The organism is Polaromonas sp., from assembly GCF_043778355.1.
Taxonomy (GTDB): Bacteria; Pseudomonadota; Gammaproteobacteria; order Burkholderiales; family Burkholderiaceae_C; genus Polaromonas.
In genome coordinates, this window is sequence record NZ_JAYWHI010000100.1 from 1 (window position 1) to 16,652 (window position 16,652).

Below are 16,652 nucleotides of genomic sequence, written 5' to 3' on the forward strand. Positions count from 1 at the left end.
GAAGCGGAAGGACCCAGACCATCGGGTCGCTTTTTTCTTTGCTTACTTTCTTTTTGGCGACGCAAAAAGAAAGTGAGTTGCCGCCGGGCAACCCCCGGCCAGCAGGCGTAGGCACACCCAGGCGGCACGAGGAAGCAAAAGATGATCCCGGATCAAGTCCGGGATGACTCACCAAGAAGGGGAGTCAGCTCAGCACAACACTGCTCAAGCGCCGGCGATAAGTCGCCACCACCGGATCATCCGGCGGAATCTGCCCGTCGGCGACCTTGACTTTGGGTGGCTCGATGATCTCGAGGATGGAGACATAGGTTTTGCGTGCCAGCTCCTCGTTCCACGACTTGTCGCGCATCAGGATTTCAAGCAACTCATCCATGGCCTTCACCCAGTGCTGCTGGTTCATGTGGAGTTGCGCGAGTGCGTAACGCGCTTCGAAATCCCGCTTGCTGGCCGCGATTTTGGCATCAAATCCGGCCTGAGCTTTTACCAGATCTGGGTGAGCAGCTCCTGATTCGATAGCGCTGAACCAGTGCTGCAGGGCCTCGAACTTGCGCACCAGCGCCACTCTGGGAAGGGCTGGCGCAAACGCGTTTTTGGCATGCGCGAGCTGGCCGTGCTGCAACAGCATCCGCACATAGTCGAACAGCGCGTTGTCATTGGACGGGTCGATGGCGACGGCGGCCTTGAGTTTTTCGAGCACGGCGGCGGGGCTGGTGTCTTCGGGTGCCGGTGCTTCTTCTTCAGCCGGCGGCAATTCGTCGGCCGGCGGCAGGTGTTTGTCGAGGAACTCCTTGACCTTGCCTTCGGGCAGCGCGCCCTGGAAACCATCGACCGGCTGGCCGTTGACCATCAAGATGCAGGTCGGGATGCTTTTGATGCCGAAAGCCGCGCCCAATTGCTGCTCCTGGTCGGAGTCGATCTTGACCAGCCTGAAGCGCCCGCCGTAGGCAGCCTCGACCTTTTCCAGAATCGGGCCGAGTGATTTGCAGGGCCCGCACCAGGGCGCCCAGAAATCAATCAGCACGGGCGTGGTCATGGAAGCCGCAATGACTTCCTGTTCGAAATTGGCAATGGTGACGTCGATCATGGTGCTCAGGAAATAAGGGTGAGACGGGAGATTTTCAAGCGGCGGGCGTGCCGGAATGGGACGATAGCACGGCACCCTTAAAATCAGTCAGCAAGCACCCGCCGACCAACCCCGACCTTGAAGGTCCGTATGACAACAAGCAATTCTTCCGTCAGCCCCGTGGTGGGCGTGTTGATGGGCTCCAGCAGCGACTGGGACACCATGCAGCACGCGGTGCAGATCCTGACGCAATTCGGCGTGGCGCACGAGGCGCGCGTGGTCTCCGCGCACCGCATGCCCGACGAGTTGTTCGCCTATGCCGAGCAGGCCGCCGGACGCGGCTTGCAGGCCATCATCGCCGGTGCCGGCGGCGCGGCGCACCTGCCGGGCATGCTGGCGGCCAAAACTGCGGTACCGGTGCTGGGGGTACCGGTGGCCAGCAAACACCTGCAGGGCGTCGATTCGCTGCACAGCATCGTGCAGATGCCCAAGGGCATCCCGGTCGCGACCTTTGCCATCGGTAACGCCGGCGCGGCCAATGCGGCGCTGTTTGCCGTCGCCATGCTGGCCACCCACGACAAGGCCCTGGCCGGCAAGCTGCAGGCCTTCCGCGCCGAGCAGACGGCCGCTGCGCAGGCCATGACCTTGCCACCCGCATGAAGACCATTTTCCCCGGCACGGTTTCAGCTTCTGGTCAACCCGCCACTCTGGGCGTGATGGGCGGCGGCCAGCTCGGCCGCATGTTTGTGCACGCGGCGCAGCGCCTCGGTTATTTCACCGCCGTGCTCGACCCCGATCCGCAAAGCCCGGCTGGCCGCGTCAGCCACCACCACATCGCCACCGGCTACAGCGATCCCCACGGCCTGACCCAACTGGCCGCGCTGTGTGACGCCGTCACCACCGAATTCGAGAACGTGCCGGCGGATGCGCTGCGGGCGCTGGCTGCCAGCCGGCCGGTGGCGCCGGGCGCAGCGGCCGTCGCGATTGCGCAAAACCGCATCGAGGAAAAGGCGCACTTCACAGCCAGCGCGGGTGTGGCCGGCGTGACCTGCGCGCCTTATGCGGTGATCGCCAGCGCGGAACAGCTCAAAGCCGTGGATGCGGACCTGCTGCCGGGCATCCTGAAAACCGCCCGCATGGGTTACGACGGCAAAGGTCAGGTGCGCGTTGCCAACATGGCCGAGCTGGCCGTGGCGTGGGCCGGCCTGAAGGGCGTGCCCTGCGTGCTGGAAAAACTGCTGCCGCTGAAGGCCGAGTGTTCGGTTATCGTCGCGCGCGGCTGGGACGGCGCCATCACCGGCTTCGCGCCGCAGTACAACGTTCATGTGGACGGCATCCTCGCGGTGACTGCGGCTTATGAAGAAAACATGCCTCCAGCCCTTGTGCTACGGGCGCGGACAGCTACTGAATCCATAGCACAACACATGGGCTATGTCGGTGTGTTGTGCGTCGAGTTTTTTGTCATTGATGACGGCAGCAGCGACGGCGCGCTGGTCGTCAACGAAATGGCGCCGCGCCCGCACAACAGCGGCCACTACACCCTGGACGCCTGCGATGTCTCGCAGTTTGACCTGCAGGTGCACGCCATGGCCGGGTTGCCGCTGCCGCAGCCGCGCCAGCATTCGCCGGCCATCATGCTGAACCTGCTGGGTGATGTCTGGTTCGATGCGGCGGGGCAGCCGCGCACGCCCGACTGGCAGGCGGTGCTGGCGCTGACGGGTACGCACCTGCACCTCTACGGCAAGCACGAAGCGCGCGCCGGTCGCAAGATGGGCCACCTCACCATCACCGGCGCGGACATCACCGGCGTGAAGGCCATTGCGCGCCAGGCTGCGCAGCGCCTGGGCCTGCCCGGACTGGACGCGCTGGGATGATTCGCGACGGCAAGGACGCGGCGGCGATCGCCGAAGCGGCACGTCTGATACGCGCTGGCGGACTGGTCGGTTTTGCCACCGAGACGGTGTATGGCCTGGGTGCAGACGCCTCCAGCGATGCGGCAGTGGCCGGCATCTTCGCCGCCAAGGGCCGGCCCAGCGACCACCCTCTGATCGTACATGTGGCCGAGCCAGCGCAAGTGGCCGATTACGCGGCCGATATCCCGCTGTTTGCCGAACGACTGATGACCGCCCTGTGGCCCGGTCCGCTCACCGTGATTCTGAAGCGCCAGCCAGGTGTGGCCGCAGCCGCCGCCGGCGGCCAGGACTCCATCGGCCTGCGCTGCCCGGCCCATCCGGTGGCGCAGGCGCTGCTCAAGGCCTGCGGTACCGGCGTGGCCGCGCCTAGCGCCAACCGTTTCGGCCGTGTCAGCCCGACCACCGCGCGCCATGTGGCCGACGAATTTGGCGACGACCTGCTGGTGCTCGACGGCGGGTCGTGCGAGGTCGGCATCGAGTCCAGCATCGTCGACTGCACACGTGGCCGGCCGGTGCTGCTGCGACCCGGCGTGTTCACGCGTGCGCAGCTCGACGCCGCCTGCGGCGAGCCGGTGCTGAGCAACGAGGAATTTCTGGGCGACGCCGCCCCGCGCGCCTCGGGCACGCTGGACTCGCACTACGCACCCGCCGCCAGGGTGCGCCTGATGGACGCCGCCGCCATTCAGGCGGCGCTGGACCTGCTGGGCGCTGACGCGGCCCACATCGCGGTGTATGCCCGGTCCATCATGCGCATCAAGTCTGACAAGGTGATCTACCGCCGCATGCCGGACGATGCGCTCGCCGCGGCGCAGCAACTGTTCGCGGTGCTGCGCGCCTTTGATGCACAGGGCGTCAAGCTGATCTGGATTGAGCATCCACCTCCTGGTCCCGCGTGGGACGGCGTTCGGGACCGGTTGGGGCGGGCGGCTGCGGATTGACGCATGGCGCTGCCGCGGTGCATAGTGGATGCGCTGCCTTGCGCGCCGCACCATGAGCACCCATTCTTTGAAAGCGCACCCATGACCTCTCGCATCGACGCCGGCGCCACCTCAACCATCACTGCCTTGGTGCAGCAATTGCGTGAGGGCCGGGCCCCCGACGCAGCAGCGCTGGAGATTGTGCGCGTCACTGCCGCGCTGGAAGCGCAGTTGCGTCAGCGCGAGGCAGATGTGGCGGCGGCCATCAAGGAACTCGAATCGTTTTCCTACTCGGTATCCCACGACCTGCGCGCGCCGCTGAGCACCATCGACGGCTTCAGCCGGTTGCTTGAGGGCGCCTCGGCCAAGGGCGATGTGGAGCGCAGCAAACATTATCTGCAGCGGCTCCGGCTGGGGGTGGCCAATATCAACGAGCTGATTGGTGCCTTGCTGGTGGTGTCGCGCCTGCTGCGCGCACCCATGAACTTGCATGCGGTAGATCTGGGCGCGCTGGCGCAGGGCGCGTTTGCGGCGCTGCAGGCGGCCGAGCCCGCGCGCCTGGCGCAGGTCGATGTGCAGCCAGGCCTGATCGCCCAGGGCGACCCGGCACTGCTCAAGCAATTGGTGGATCACCTGGTCGGTAACGCCTGGAAGTTCAGCGCCAAAAAGGACAAGACCGTTGTCACCGTCGGCAGCCAGCCCGGCGCCGAAGGCGAGACGGTCTACTTTGTCCGCGACCAGGGAGCGGGTTTTGACATGGCCCATGCTGAAAAACTGTTCGGCATCTTTCAGCGCATGCATGTCTCGTCGGACTTTCCCGGCATCGGCGCGGGCCTGGCGACGGTGCAGCGGATCGTCACGCGGCACGGTGGAAAGATCTGGGCCGAGGCGGCGGTTGAAGAAGGTGCGACCGTCTACTTCACCTTGTCTGGGGTTTGATCGCCTGCATCACGCTGCGACCCTGATTTGTTTCCGGCAGTAGTTTCAACTCCCCACTCCCAACCCCCCACCCTTCTGTATGCGCCGAGGAGCGAAGGTCCGGACGGATCAGGGCGAGCGATTGTCTGAGCCAAAGGCGAGTTCGAGCTCGACCCCGGCTGGACCGAGCACCGCAGGTTGCCCCGCAGCGAAGCGGAGGGGACGCAGACAACAGGGTCGCCTTTTTCTTTGCTTACTTTCTTTTTGGCGACGCATAAAGAAAGTGAGTTGCTGCCGGGCAACCCCCGGCTTGCTCGAAGCACTTCAACAGCATGCGCTGGCCGAGGCGCGGCGTTCCCCGACTGGGCCGCGCTAGCGGCCCGCCCTACTTCAACCAGCCCCGCTTCCGGAAGTACCACATCGGCACCACCGCACTGGCCGCCATCAGCAGCAGGGCATAGGGATAACCGAGTGCCCAGTCCAGTTCGGGCATCAGCTTGAAGTTCATGCCGTAGACACTGGCGATCAGTGTCGGCGGCAACAGGGCGACGCTGGCCACCGAGAAGATCTTGATGATCTTGTTCTGGTTGATGTTGATGAAACCCACCGTGGCGTCCATCAAAAAGTTGATCTTGTCGAACAGAAAGGCGGTGTGCGAGTCCAGCGAGTCGATGTCGCGCAGGATCTGGCGCGCTTCCTCGAATTGCTCGGCGTTGAGCATCTTGCTGCGCATCATGAAGCTGACGGCGCGGCGGGTGTCCATCACGTTGCGGCGGATACGGCCGTTCAAGTCCTCGTGGCGCGCGATGGCGCCCAGCACCTCGCCGGCCAAAGCATCGGTCACGTCGCCCGACAGCACCTTGGTGCTGACTTTTTCCAGTTCAACGTAGATGTTTTCCAGCGTGTCAGCGGAGTATTCGGCATCGGCGTCAAACAGCTTGAGCAGGACTTCCTTGGCGTCCTCAATCAGCCCCGGCGCGCGGCGGGCACGCATGCGCAGCAGGCGGAACACCGGGACATCCTCGTCGTGGATGGAAAACAGCACGCCTTTGCTTTTGAGGTTGTCGTTGACCAGGTTCAGGATAAAGGCGACCCGTACCGTGCGCGGTTCTGCGTCGTCGGCAATCAGGAAGTCGGAGCGGATGTGAAGCTCGCCGTTGTCTTCTTCGTAAAAACGCGCGGACTCCTCGATGTCCTCGTCCATCGCGTCTTCCGGGATCGACAGGCCGTAGTACTGCTTGATCCAGCGCTTTTCTTCAAGCGTGGGTGATTCCAGATCCACCCAGATCGGCTGGAATTTGGACAACTCTTCCAGGGATTCGATTTCTTCCTGGAACAGCCGCCCGTTGGCAAGCGTGAAAATATTGAGCATGACTGGCTCCCAATCAGTTTGGGGCGCCGGCACCGGGCGTCAGCCGGGTGCGTCGGCGGGGTTGCGGATGTGGCATCGCTTTCAACCCCGTCAGCAACAGTCTGCGGTGTTGAAAGCTAGCGACTGGGGCTGCTTTCCAAGGATTTCTCCGTCATCAAGATCGCGTGATTATGGCATCCATCGGCTGTTTGCAGCTTCAGGGCGGGCCAAAAAATGCCAGCAATTCATCCTTGCGCGCATAAGCGTCCCGTTCCCCCAGAGCCATCAGTGCCTTGACGAAACCAGGCTCAAACAGCAGGTAACTTGCCAGTGCCGCGCCGCTGGGACTGCCCCGTGCGCCGAGCGCGCCCAGCCCCGCCAGCGCGTTGTAGGTCGCGGCGGGCAACTCCCCGGCATGCGCTTGGGCCAGTGCGTCAAGCGATTGAGACGGCGAAATGGCCAGAACCTCGATAGGCCGGTAAGGCATGACGGCGGCGATTTCACGCGGCATCTGCCGCAGTGTTTTGCTCACGCGCTGGGCCTGCTCGACATCGGCCTGCAAGGTGTCCTGAAAAACGCTGGCCAGCGCGTGCCCGGCAATCGCACCCAGCGACGGCCTGGCCGCGATGCCCGGGTTGCTGTTGCCGGCGAAGCCGGCGCGTTCCGGCTGACCGACACCGATGACCAGGATCTTGCTGGCGCCCAGGTGCAGCGCCGACGACAGCGGTGAACTCTGGCGCATCGAGCCGTCGCCAAAAAACTCGCGGCGCCCATCGACCCACAAAGGCGTGGCAGGAAACAGGAAAGGAATGGCACTGGAGGCCATCAGGTGTTCAATCGTGATGGGCTGGAACTCGGCACGCCGGCCGGGGCGCTGCCACAAGCCGGATCCGGCGCTGGCCGTCTGGCAAAAAGTCCAGTGCACGCCGCTGGTGTAGCTCGACGCGGTTACCGCCAGTGCCAGCAGGGTCTTGTTCTGCAAGGCCTCGTCGATGCGGGTCAGCGAAATCGCGCGGTGCAGCGTGTCCACCAGCGGCGTATTGTTCAGGAAAGCCTGCTGCTTGCGCACCTGTTGGGACAGAAACAGAGCCGCAGCAATACGGCTGGAACGTATCCAGCCGGGTACCTTGAGCTGGTAGACCTGCGCCGAACGCAGCGTGGCCCAGAAGCTGGCGAGTTGCTCAAACGCTGCCGGCCCCTCGCTGGCCCGGCTCGCCAGGTAGCAGGCATTGAGCGCGCCGGCCGAGGTTCCGACCAGAATTTTGAATGGGAAATGCGGCTCTTTCCCGGTCTCGTTGGGTGGGGCCACGATGCGGGCCACCGCCTGCAGCACGCCGGCCTGGTAAGCGGTGCGGGCGCCTCCGCCCATCAACACCAGCGCGGTGAGATTTTCGTCAGGCCGTGTCAGGCCGTAGGAAATAATCGTTTCAAGCGACATGGCGCCCGGTAGTCTGGGGGTCACCATGGATGCGGGCAAAGGCGGGGTTCATGCGCGGGACTCCGGAACAGGGGAGGAGACAGTGACGCAGATATTAGGGCCACAGCCAGGACGTCTGCCATTCGGGGCTGGCCCAATCCTGAGCAAATCGCGGGGCCTTGCGCAGTGGGACTGGCGACCTTGACCGCCCCCGCTTGCATCTGGCCGATTGCCAAAAGGACAAAAAACCATTAAAAAATTCATAAAAATCAACAACACTGACCGGGCCTGCGAGGTGCCCTGCGGCGCCTGCGTGATGCCCGTGAGACTTGTTTCATTTTTTCTTGCGCCGCAGGATTGCGTTTGCCCGGCTTCAGGCGCATAGTGAAACCAAGAGCGTTGTCCGTCCGCCGCCTTGCCGCTTGGGCCAGTCGGTGTTTTTAAACCCCCTCCAGCCATGGAAAAGGAGTCTCTTTATGAACTTGACGATCAGCGGCCACCATCTTGAAGTTACCCCCGCCCTGCGCGGCTATGTGACCAGCAAGCTGGATCGAATTACCCGGCATTTTGATCAGGTGGTCGATGTCAAAGTCTTGTTGACGATTGACAACATGAAGGAGAAGGAGCGGCGCCAACGGGCTGAGTGCAATGTGCATGTCAAGGGGCGTGATCTGTTTGCCGAGAGTTCGCATGCTGATTTGTATGCGGCGGTTGATGAGCTGACCGACAAGCTGGACCGCCAGGTCGGGCGTTACAAGACCAAAACCCAGGACCACCACCACGTTGCCGCGAAGCGCCAGGCCTGATGGGCGCACAGCCGCTGCGGTGGCTGGCTCAAAAGGGATACGTGATACGGAAAAGCCGTCTGTGCTCTCAGGCGGCTTTTTTATGCGCCGGATGGTATCGATGCTTATGAAAGTGCATAATTCGGCGACTAAAAGATCGTTATGAACCGTCTTTCGCAAATTCTGCCTTCCGCCCAGGTCCTGGTGAGTGTTGAGGCCACCAGCAAAAAGCGCGCTTTTGAAGAGGCAGGCTTGCTGTTTGAAAACCAGCACGGTTTGAACCGCGCCCTGATCACCGACAGCCTGTTTGCGCGTGAACGCCTCGGCTCAACTGGCCTGGGCCACGGCGTGGCGATTCCGCACGGCCGCATCAAGGGCCTGAAAGCGCCGATGGCGGCGGTGTTTCAGTTGCACGCGCCGATTGGTTTCGATGCGCCCGATGAGCAGGCGGTTGGCCTGCTGATTTTTTTGCTGGTGCCCGAGGCGGCGACCCAGAAACATCTGGAAATTCTGTCTGAAATCGCCGAACTGCTCAGTGACAGCGCCCTGCGCGAGCAGCTCAAGGCCTGCACCGACGCTGTCGCCCTGCACGCGCTGATCGCCGCGTGGCAGTCCAGTCACGCTGTCAGCCCCTGACCATGCGCTGTGACCTGACACAGGTGTCCCTGAAAACCCAGGCATGAAGCCCACCGTTGTCAGCGCCGACGTCCTGTTCGAGGACCACCGCGCCGCGCTGAAGTGGGAGTGGGTGGCCGGCCTGGGCGCCTCCGAACGACGCTTTGATGAGGTGGCAGTGCGGGCCGCCCGCTCCGGCGCCGACCTGGTCGGTTACCTCAACTACATCCACCCCTACCGGGTGCAACTGCTCGGTGAGCGCGAAATTGCTTACCTCAGCAACGGCAGCCCTGAAGACTGTGCCCGCCGGATCTCGCGCATCGTCACGCTGGAACCACCGGTGCTGATCATTGCTGACGGTCAAGTTGCGCCCGACACCCTGCTGTCAATGTGCGAGCGTGCGCAGATTCCGATGTTTGCGACCCAGGAGTCTGCGGCGTTTGTGATCGACGTGTTGCGCGCCTACCTGTCCAAACATTTTGCCGATCGCACCTCCATGCACGGCGTGTTCATGGACATCCTCGGCGTGGGTCTGATGATCACCGGCGAGTCTGGGCTCGGTAAAAGTGAGCTCGGCCTGGAGCTGATCTCGCGCGGCCATGGCCTGGTGGCCGATGACGCGGTGGATTTGTACCGTATCAACCAGACCACGATTGAGGGCCGCTGCCCCGAGCTGCTGCAGAACCTGCTGGAAGTACGGGGCATCGGCCTGCTCGACATCAAGGCCATTTTTGGCGAAACGGCGGTGCGCCGGAAGATGCGGCTCAAGCTGATCGTGCACCTGGTGCGGCGCGAAACGCTGGAGCGCGAATACGAGCGCATTCCTTATGAACCGCTGACGCAGGACGTACTCGGTATTCCGGTGCGCAAGGTGGTGATTCAGGTGGTGGCCGGACGCAACATTGCCGTGCTTGTCGAGGCCGCAGTGCGCAACGTCATTCTGCAACTGCGCGGCATCGACACCTATCAGGAGTTTGTCGAGCGACACCGCCAGGCCATGGAACGGGGCGGCTGATCCTGACCCCCAAGGTCGTCCCCTGCTTGTTGTTTGCTATTGATTTAATAGCTGCTCACGCCCAATAATTGTGGGTCCGAGCCTGTTCCCTTTAAATTTTGACGGACAGCCGCCTGGGCAGCTCAGCCATGGGCATGGTGGCGCGGGGTGAGCGGACGCGTCGGGCACTTGTCCTTGGTGCAGTTGGCGTACATGGACAGTGAGTGGTCGGCAATCGTGAAGCCCTTGGCCTTGGCGACAGCATGCTGTCGCTTTTCAATTTCGGCGTCGTAAAACTCCTCGACCTTGCCGCAATCGAGGCACACCAGATGGTCGTGGTGCTGGCCTTCGTTGATTTCATAAACGGCCTTGCCAGACTCGAAATTGCTGCGGTTGAGCAGGCCCGCCTGCTCGAACTGCGTGAGCACCCGGTACACCGTCGCCAGCCCGATGTCCGAGCGGTCTTCCAGCAGCACCCTGAAAACATCTTCCGCTGTCATGTGCCGCTGCTTGCCGGCCTGAAAAATCTCCAGGATCTTCAGACGCGGCAAGGTGGCTTTGAGGCCGGTGTTTTTGAGTTCGTCGATATTGCTCATGGCGGAATCCCGGAGAAAAGTGGGCAAAAACGGGCAAAAGCGGGGAAGCCAGATGGGCATGACGCGGGCCCGGCGGGCCGACGGGCACCCATGAGGGCGCGAACACCCTGCCGCTACAATGATCAATCATATCGCTACACCCAACCCCATGTCTGCAAAAAATCGTCACGGCATCCAAACCGCTCTTACCGTTCTGGCGTGTAGTGTGCTGGCCGCTTGCGGCAGCATCAAGGGCATGACCAGCGGGCTCAGCGACAGCAAGATCAACCCCGTCAACTGGATCACGCCCTACAAGATAGAGATCGTGCAGGGCAATTTTGTGTCCAGGGAGCAGGTCGAACTGCTCAAGCCGGGCATGCCTCGGGTGCAGGTGCGCGAGGTGCTGGGCACGCCCTTGCTGACCAGCGTGTTCCATGCGGATCGCTGGGACTATGTATTCACCTTGAAGCGTCAGGGCGTCGAGCCACAGGCGCTCAAGTTCACGGTGTTTTTCAAGAACGATCTGCTGGAGCGTTTCGAGGGCGATGCCATGCCGAGCGAGTCCGAATTTATCTCCAGACTCGACTCCCGTCGCAAGCTCGGCAAGGTGCCGGTGCTGGAGCTGACCGACGAGCAGCTCAAGGCCGCCGAGAAGAAATCGGCCACTTCCAGTGCCGCGCCCGCAACGCCGCCGGCCCCGATGGCGCCACCAACCGCTAGCTACCCGCCGCTGGAAGGCCCGGCGCGGTGAGTCCGGCCAGCAGCGTCCCCCGCCACCACATTGCGATTGCCGGCGCCGGTGGTCGCATGGGCCAGATGCTGGTCGAAGCCGTGCGTGCCAGCGACGATTGCCAGTTGACCGGCGCCCTGGATGTGGCGGGCAGCCCTGGGCTGGGCAAAGACGCAGCGGCTTTTCTGGGCCACATCAGTGGTGTGGCCATCACCGCTGACCTGGCCACCGGTCTGGCTGGCTCTCATGTGTTGATCGACTTCACCCGCCCCGAAGGAACACTGGCCCACCTGGCCGTGTGCCGCGAACTCGGCGTCAAGCTGGTCATCGGCACCACCGGCTTTTCCGATGCGCAGAAGGCCGGGATCGCCGCTGCCGCCAAAGACATCGCCATCGTCATGGCGCCCAACATGAGTGTCGGCGTCAACGTCACGCTCAAGCTGCTTGAGATGGCGGCCAGGGCCCTGAGCACCGGCTACGATATCGAGATCATTGAAGCCCACCACCGGCACAAGGTCGACGCACCATCGGGCACCGCGCTCAAGATGGGCGAGGTGATGGCCGACGCCCTGGGCCGCGACCTCAAGGATTGCGCGGTTTACGCACGTGAAGGCGTGACCGGAGAGCGCGACCCGTCGTCCATCGGTTTTGCCACCATTCGCGGCGGCGACATCGTCGGCGACCACACCGTGCTGTTTGCTGGCACCGGTGAGCGCATTGAAATCACCCATAAATCGTCCAGCCGGGCGACTTACGCCCAGGGCAGCCTGCGGGCCGCGCGTTTCCTCGCGGGCCAGCAGGCAGGTTTGTTCGACATGTTCGATGTACTGAACCTTAAATGAACGCTGCGACGAGCCTGGTGTCCCCGTCTTCCCCAGCCAGGGCCGCGGATCTGGCTCTGCCAGTCCGCAGGCGCAGCGCCCCCTCGGGGGGCAGCGAAGTACGCGGAGCGACAAGCGTGGGGGCGCTATGAATTTGCTTGCGCTCATCACCCAGGGCGACGCCGTGACCGGACTCGTCGCCGCGCTGCTGCTGCTCATGTCGGTGGCCAGCTGGGTGGTGATCGTGTGGAAGGCCTGGCTGCTGCGGCGTGCCAGCGGCGATGTGGCCCGCAGCACCGCGGTGTTCTGGCAGTCGCCCGCGATCCCCGATGCGCAGCAGAAGGTGGCCGCCTTCGACCGGGAGTCGCTGGTCCTGCCCCTGATCGCTGCCACCGGGCTGCAGGCCCCGGGTACGCTGGCCTCGGCCGGCGACCGGTCCCAGCAACTGACCCGGATGCTTCGCGATGCCCTGCACGTGGTACTTCGCAAGTTGCAGTATGGCCAGGTCCTGCTGGCCACCGTCGGCTCCACCGCACCCTTTGTCGGCCTGCTGGGCACGGTCTGGGGCATTTACCATGCGCTGGTGGGTATTGCCGCCGCTGGCCAGATCACCATCGACAAGGTATCCGGACCGGTTGGCGAGGCGCTGATCATGACGGCCGCCGGGCTGGCGGTGGCCATTCCGGCCGTGCTGGCGTACAACATTTTCGGGCGCAACATCAGCCGCATCGAGGCCGACCTCGAAGGGTTTGCCTACGATTTGCGTGAATTGCTCGCGGCACCCCATGCCGTCACCACGGCACCGCACCGTAACGGGCAGCAGGACACGGGGCGGGGGGCCTGATGAGTTTTGGCCGCCTCGAACGCACGCCGGGCGCCCAGCCCTTCAGCGAAATCAACGTGACCCCGCTGGTCGATGTCATGCTGGTGCTGGTGGTGATCTTCATCATCACCGCCCCGCTGCTGGCCAGTACGATCCGGCTCGACCTGCCCCGAAGCGATGCGGCGCAACCCAGTGAGGTGCCGCAGTTTGTGACCCTGGTCGTTGACAAAAGCGGCCAGGCTTTTCTCAACGATCAGCCGGTGTCAGCCGTGCAGATGGCGCGAAGCCTGCGGCAAAGCGCCGCGCTGAATCCGGACACCGAAGTGCAATTGCGTGCCGATGAGGCCGTGCCGTATGGCCGCATCGTTGAGGTCATGGGCATCGCCCAGAAAGCCGGGCTGAACCGCATCGGCTTTGTGGCTGATGCGCCCGCCGAACCCGCCCTCAGCGCCCGGCCCTGAAGACCTGCCGAGGCCCGGATCGGCCAGCGCCTAAAATCCCTGCAGGCGGCAGCCATGGGCTGCCCCCCCTCTTTTTTCTCTTTTCCTCTCTTTCTTTTTCGCGCGCCATGCAAGACAAATACGATCACCTCCATGTTGAGCGCAGTGCGCAGAGCCAATGGACGGCGTCCGACGCCTACCGCGTCACCGAAGACAGCAGCAAGAAGAAGTACTACGCCTGCTCGATGTTGCCCTACCCCAGCGGCAAGCTGCATATGGGCCATGTGCGGAACTACACCATCAACGACATGCTCTCGCGTTACCTGCGCATGAAGGGCTACAACGTGCTGATGCCCATGGGCTGGGACGCCTTCGGCCTGCCGGCTGAAAACGCTGCGATGAAAAACGGTGTGCCGCCGGCGAAGTGGACCTACGACAACATCGCCTACATGAAAAAGCAGATGCAGGCGATGGGCCTGGCCATCGACTGGTCGCGCGAAGTTGCCACCTGCGACCCAAGTTATTACAAGTGGAACCAATGGCTGTTTTTGAAGATGCTGGACTCGGGGCTTGCCTACCGCAAGACCCAGGTCGTCAACTGGGACCCGGTGGACCAAACTGTGCTGGCCAACGAGCAGGTGATCGACGGCAAGGGCTGGCGCACTGGCGCCGTCGTTGAAAAACGCGAAATCCCTGGCTATTACCTGAAGATCACCGCGTATGCCGATGAACTGCTCGACAGTGTCAGTCACAAGCTGCCGGGCTGGCCCGAACGCGTCAAGCTGATGCAGGAAAACTGGATAGGCAAAAGCGAGGGTGTGCGTTTTGCGTTTCCGCATGAGATCAGGGATGCGTCCGGAGCCCTGATCGACGACGGCAAGATGTATGTCTTCACCACCCGTGCCGACACCATCATGGGGGTGACCTTCTGTGCCGTGGCCCCCGAGCACCCGCTGGCCATTCACGCGGCGATGTCGAATCCGGAACTCGCAGCCTTCATCGAGGATTGCAAGTCCGGCGGTACCACCGAGGCCGAATTGGCCACGCAGGAAAAAAAAGGCCAGGCGACCGGCTTGTTCGTCACTCACCCTTTGACCGGCGAGCAGGTCGAGGTCTGGGTTGGCAACTACGTGCTCATGAGTTACGGCGACGGCGCAGTCATGGGTGTGCCGGCGCATGACGAGCGCGATTTTGAGTTCGCCCAGAAGTACGGATTGCCCATCAAGCAGGTGACCGATGTCGCCGGCAAGACCTACAGCACTGCAGCCTGGGCCGACTGGTACGGCGACAAGCAGCAGGGCGTGGCGATCAATTCCGGCAAGTACAACGGCCTGGCCTTCAAGGCTGCCGTTGATGCTGTCGCAGCCGATCTGGCAGCCAAGGGCCTGGGCGAAAAGAAAACCACCTGGCGCCTGCGAGACTGGGGTGTGAGCCGCCAGCGCTACTGGGGCACGCCGATACCCATCATCCATTGCGATGAACACGGCGCGGTGCCCGTGCCGGAAAAGGATTTGCCGGTGGTGCTGCCGCAGGACTGCGTGCCCGACGGCTCCGGCAACCCGCTGCACAAACACGAAGGTTTTCACGCCGGTGTGGTCTGCCCGGTCTGCGGCAAGGCCGCGCGGCGCGAGACCGACACCATGGACACCTTTGTCGACAGCTCCTGGTACTTCATGCGTTATTGCGACCCGAAGAATGACGACAAGATGGTGGCCGAGGGCGCCAGCTACTGGATGCCGATGGACCAGTACATCGGCGGTATCGAACACGCCATCCTGCACTTGCTGTACGCGCGTTTCTGGACCAAGGTCATGCGTGACCTGGATCTGGTCCAGGTCGATGAGCCCTTCACCAAGCTGTTGACCCAGGGCATGGTGCTCAACCACATCTACTCGCGCAAGGGCACCAAAGGTGGCGTCGAGTACTTCTGGCCGGCCGACGTCGACGACATACATGACGAACACGGCAAGGTCACGGGCGCCAAATTGCGCAAGGACGGCTCCATGGTCACCTACGAAGGTGTGGGCACCATGAGCAAGAGCAAAAACAACGGCGTGGACCCGCAGGACCTGATCGAGAAGTACGGCGCTGACACCGCACGCCTCTACACCATGTTCACCTCACCGCCAGAAGCCACACTCGAGTGGAACGACGCGGGGGTTGAAGGCTCCTACCGTTTCCTGCGCCGGGTCTGGAATTTCGGTGCCAAGCTTGATGCTATGAATTCAGGAGCTGCTGGCGCTCGTCCAGAAAGGGCTGGGGCTCAATTTGACAAGGAAACGCAGGCACTGCGCCGTGAGATCCACACGGTGCTCAAACAGATCGACTACGACTACCAGCGCATGCAGTACAACACCGTGGTGTCGGGTTGCATGAAGCTGCTCAATGCCCTGGAGGATTTCAAAGGCCAGACCTCGGCCGGCGCGGCTTTTGCGCTGCGCGAAGGCATGGGCATCCTGCTGCGCTGCCTCTACCCCGCCACGCCCCATGTAGCGCATGCCCTGTGGAGCGACCTGGGTTTTGCGAAGGACCATGGCGATCTGCTCGACGCCACCTGGCCCGAGGTGGACCCTTCGGCGCTGGTGCAGGACGAGATTGAACTGGTGCTGCAGATCAACGGCAAGCTGCGCGGTTCGGTCACCGTGCCTGCCGGCGCGGACAAGGCTGCGATTGAGGCGGCGGCGCTGGCGTCCGAAGCATTTGTCAAACAGGCTGCGGGCGCGCCCGCAAAAAAGGTTATCGTGGTGCCGGGTCGTCTGGTCAATATCGTCATCTGAAGGGGCCCCCATGCAACGTCGCGTCTTTCTGCTGGCCGCAACGGCCGTCGCAGGTCTCAGTGCCTGCGGCTTTGCGCTGCGCCAGGCGCCCAACTACGCCTTCAAGACCTTGTTCAATACCGTGGCCGAAGGTTCCACGCTGGGCACCGAGCTCAACCGCAACCTGGAGGCGGGTGGCACGGTAAAAGTGATTCGTGATCCGCGCCTGATCGATCAGGCCGAGGTGATCTTCGATGTGCTGTTCGACAGGCGTGAGAAAGTCGTAGTGGGTGTCAACGCGGCCGGCCAGGTGCGCGAGTTTCAGTTGCGCACGCGTTTCACCTTTCGGCTGCGCACGCTGGCGGGCAAGGTGCTGATCCCGCCCAGCGAGATTCTGCTGACCCGCGACATCACCTTCAACGAATCTGCGGTGCTGGCCAAGGAAACCGAGGAAGCCCTGCTTTACCGCGACATGCAAAGCGACATCGTGCAGCAGGTGCTCCGGCGGCTGGCGGCGGTGAAAGAGCTGTAGGG

17 protein-coding genes are annotated in these 16,652 nt (G+C 63.0%); 13 read left to right on the forward strand and 4 right to left on the reverse strand.

Annotated elements, in window-relative coordinates:
- Positions 1-184: 184 nt before the first annotated feature.
- Positions 185-1,084 (reverse strand): thioredoxin, encoded by a 900-nt coding sequence (trxA, locus tag ACH2CW_RS14255; RefSeq protein WP_395059268.1) that lies wholly within the window; start codon positions 1,082-1,084, stop codon positions 185-187.
- A 129-nt stretch (positions 1,085-1,213) separates the two neighbouring features.
- On the opposite strand from trxA, the gene purE reads away from it, so the two are divergent.
- From purE to ACH2CW_RS14275, 4 genes are all read left to right on the forward strand, one after another.
- Positions 1,214-1,723: a 5-(carboxyamino)imidazole ribonucleotide mutase gene (gene purE / locus ACH2CW_RS14260; protein WP_395059270.1), complete on the forward strand. Its 510-nt coding sequence runs from the start codon at positions 1,214-1,216 to the stop codon at positions 1,721-1,723.
- The gene (locus ACH2CW_RS14265; RefSeq protein ID WP_395059272.1) at positions 1,720-2,937 is read left to right on the forward strand and encodes a 5-(carboxyamino)imidazole ribonucleotide synthase; all 1,218 of its coding nucleotides are present in this window, start codon (positions 1,720-1,722) and stop codon (positions 2,935-2,937) included. The genes purE and ACH2CW_RS14265 overlap by 4 nt, the downstream gene beginning before the upstream one ends.
- Positions 2,934-3,914 (forward strand): L-threonylcarbamoyladenylate synthase, encoded by a 981-nt coding sequence (locus ACH2CW_RS14270; protein WP_395059274.1) that lies wholly within the window; start codon positions 2,934-2,936, stop codon positions 3,912-3,914. Before ACH2CW_RS14265 ends, ACH2CW_RS14270 begins: the two co-directional genes overlap by 4 nt.
- Before the next feature lie 81 nt (positions 3,915-3,995).
- The gene (locus ACH2CW_RS14275) at positions 3,996-4,832 is read left to right on the forward strand and encodes an ATP-binding protein (RefSeq protein WP_395059276.1); all 837 of its coding nucleotides are present in this window, start codon (positions 3,996-3,998) and stop codon (positions 4,830-4,832) included.
- A gap of 364 nt (positions 4,833-5,196) precedes the next feature.
- Here the strand turns inward: ACH2CW_RS14275 and corA are convergent, their stop codons facing one another.
- Both corA and ACH2CW_RS14285 read right to left on the reverse strand, forming a co-directional pair.
- A complete protein-coding gene (corA, locus tag ACH2CW_RS14280; RefSeq protein WP_395059278.1) occupies positions 5,197-6,183 on the reverse strand; it encodes a magnesium/cobalt transporter CorA in 987 nt (328 codons plus the stop codon).
- A 196-nt stretch (positions 6,184-6,379) separates the two neighbouring features.
- Complete coding sequence (locus ACH2CW_RS14285; RefSeq protein WP_395059463.1) at positions 6,380-7,600, reverse strand: patatin-like phospholipase family protein; 1,221 nt, start codon at positions 7,598-7,600, stop codon at positions 6,380-6,382.
- Between the two features lie 455 nt (positions 7,601-8,055).
- Here ACH2CW_RS14285 and hpf point away from each other — a divergent pair, with 455 nt between their 5' ends.
- The 3 genes from hpf (at position 8,056) to hprK (ending at position 9,994) form a co-directional block, all read left to right on the forward strand.
- Positions 8,056-8,385 (forward strand): ribosome hibernation-promoting factor, HPF/YfiA family, encoded by a 330-nt coding sequence (gene hpf / locus ACH2CW_RS14290; RefSeq protein ID WP_188706597.1) that lies wholly within the window; start codon positions 8,056-8,058, stop codon positions 8,383-8,385.
- A gap of 141 nt (positions 8,386-8,526) precedes the next feature.
- The gene (locus ACH2CW_RS14295; protein ID WP_395059280.1) at positions 8,527-9,000 is read left to right on the forward strand and encodes a PTS sugar transporter subunit IIA; all 474 of its coding nucleotides are present in this window, start codon (positions 8,527-8,529) and stop codon (positions 8,998-9,000) included.
- A gap of 43 nt (positions 9,001-9,043) precedes the next feature.
- Positions 9,044-9,994: an HPr(Ser) kinase/phosphatase gene (gene hprK, locus ACH2CW_RS14300; RefSeq protein WP_188706593.1), complete on the forward strand. Its 951-nt coding sequence runs from the start codon at positions 9,044-9,046 to the stop codon at positions 9,992-9,994.
- 122 nt (positions 9,995-10,116) lie between these two features.
- Here hprK and fur read toward each other — a convergent pair whose 3' ends face one another.
- The gene (gene fur / locus ACH2CW_RS14305) at positions 10,117-10,569 is read right to left on the reverse strand and encodes a ferric iron uptake transcriptional regulator (RefSeq protein ID WP_395059282.1); all 453 of its coding nucleotides are present in this window, start codon (positions 10,567-10,569) and stop codon (positions 10,117-10,119) included.
- A gap of 148 nt (positions 10,570-10,717) precedes the next feature.
- On the opposite strand from fur, the gene ACH2CW_RS14310 reads away from it, so the two are divergent.
- From ACH2CW_RS14310 to lptE, 6 genes are all read left to right on the forward strand, one after another.
- Complete coding sequence (locus ACH2CW_RS14310) at positions 10,718-11,299, forward strand: outer membrane protein assembly factor BamE (RefSeq protein ID WP_395059284.1); 582 nt, start codon at positions 10,718-10,720, stop codon at positions 11,297-11,299.
- Complete coding sequence (dapB, locus tag ACH2CW_RS14315; RefSeq protein WP_395059286.1) at positions 11,296-12,120, forward strand: 4-hydroxy-tetrahydrodipicolinate reductase; 825 nt, start codon at positions 11,296-11,298, stop codon at positions 12,118-12,120. The genes ACH2CW_RS14310 and dapB overlap by 4 nt, the downstream gene beginning before the upstream one ends.
- A 127-nt stretch (positions 12,121-12,247) precedes the next feature.
- Positions 12,248-12,943: a MotA/TolQ/ExbB proton channel family protein gene (locus ACH2CW_RS14320; protein WP_395059288.1), complete on the forward strand. Its 696-nt coding sequence runs from the start codon at positions 12,248-12,250 to the stop codon at positions 12,941-12,943.
- On the forward strand, positions 12,943-13,383 hold the full coding sequence (locus ACH2CW_RS14325; RefSeq protein ID WP_395059290.1) for an ExbD/TolR family protein: 441 nt from the start codon (positions 12,943-12,945) through the stop codon (positions 13,381-13,383). Before ACH2CW_RS14320 ends, ACH2CW_RS14325 begins: the two co-directional genes overlap by 1 nt.
- A gap of 107 nt (positions 13,384-13,490) precedes the next feature.
- On the forward strand, positions 13,491-16,139 hold the full coding sequence (leuS, locus tag ACH2CW_RS14330) for a leucine--tRNA ligase (RefSeq protein WP_395059292.1): 2,649 nt from the start codon (positions 13,491-13,493) through the stop codon (positions 16,137-16,139).
- Positions 16,140-16,149: 10 nt separating this feature from the next.
- Positions 16,150-16,650, forward strand: coding sequence for an LPS assembly lipoprotein LptE (lptE, locus tag ACH2CW_RS14335; protein WP_395059294.1), 501 nt, complete (start codon positions 16,150-16,152; stop codon positions 16,648-16,650).
- Positions 16,651-16,652 lie beyond the last annotated feature (2 nt).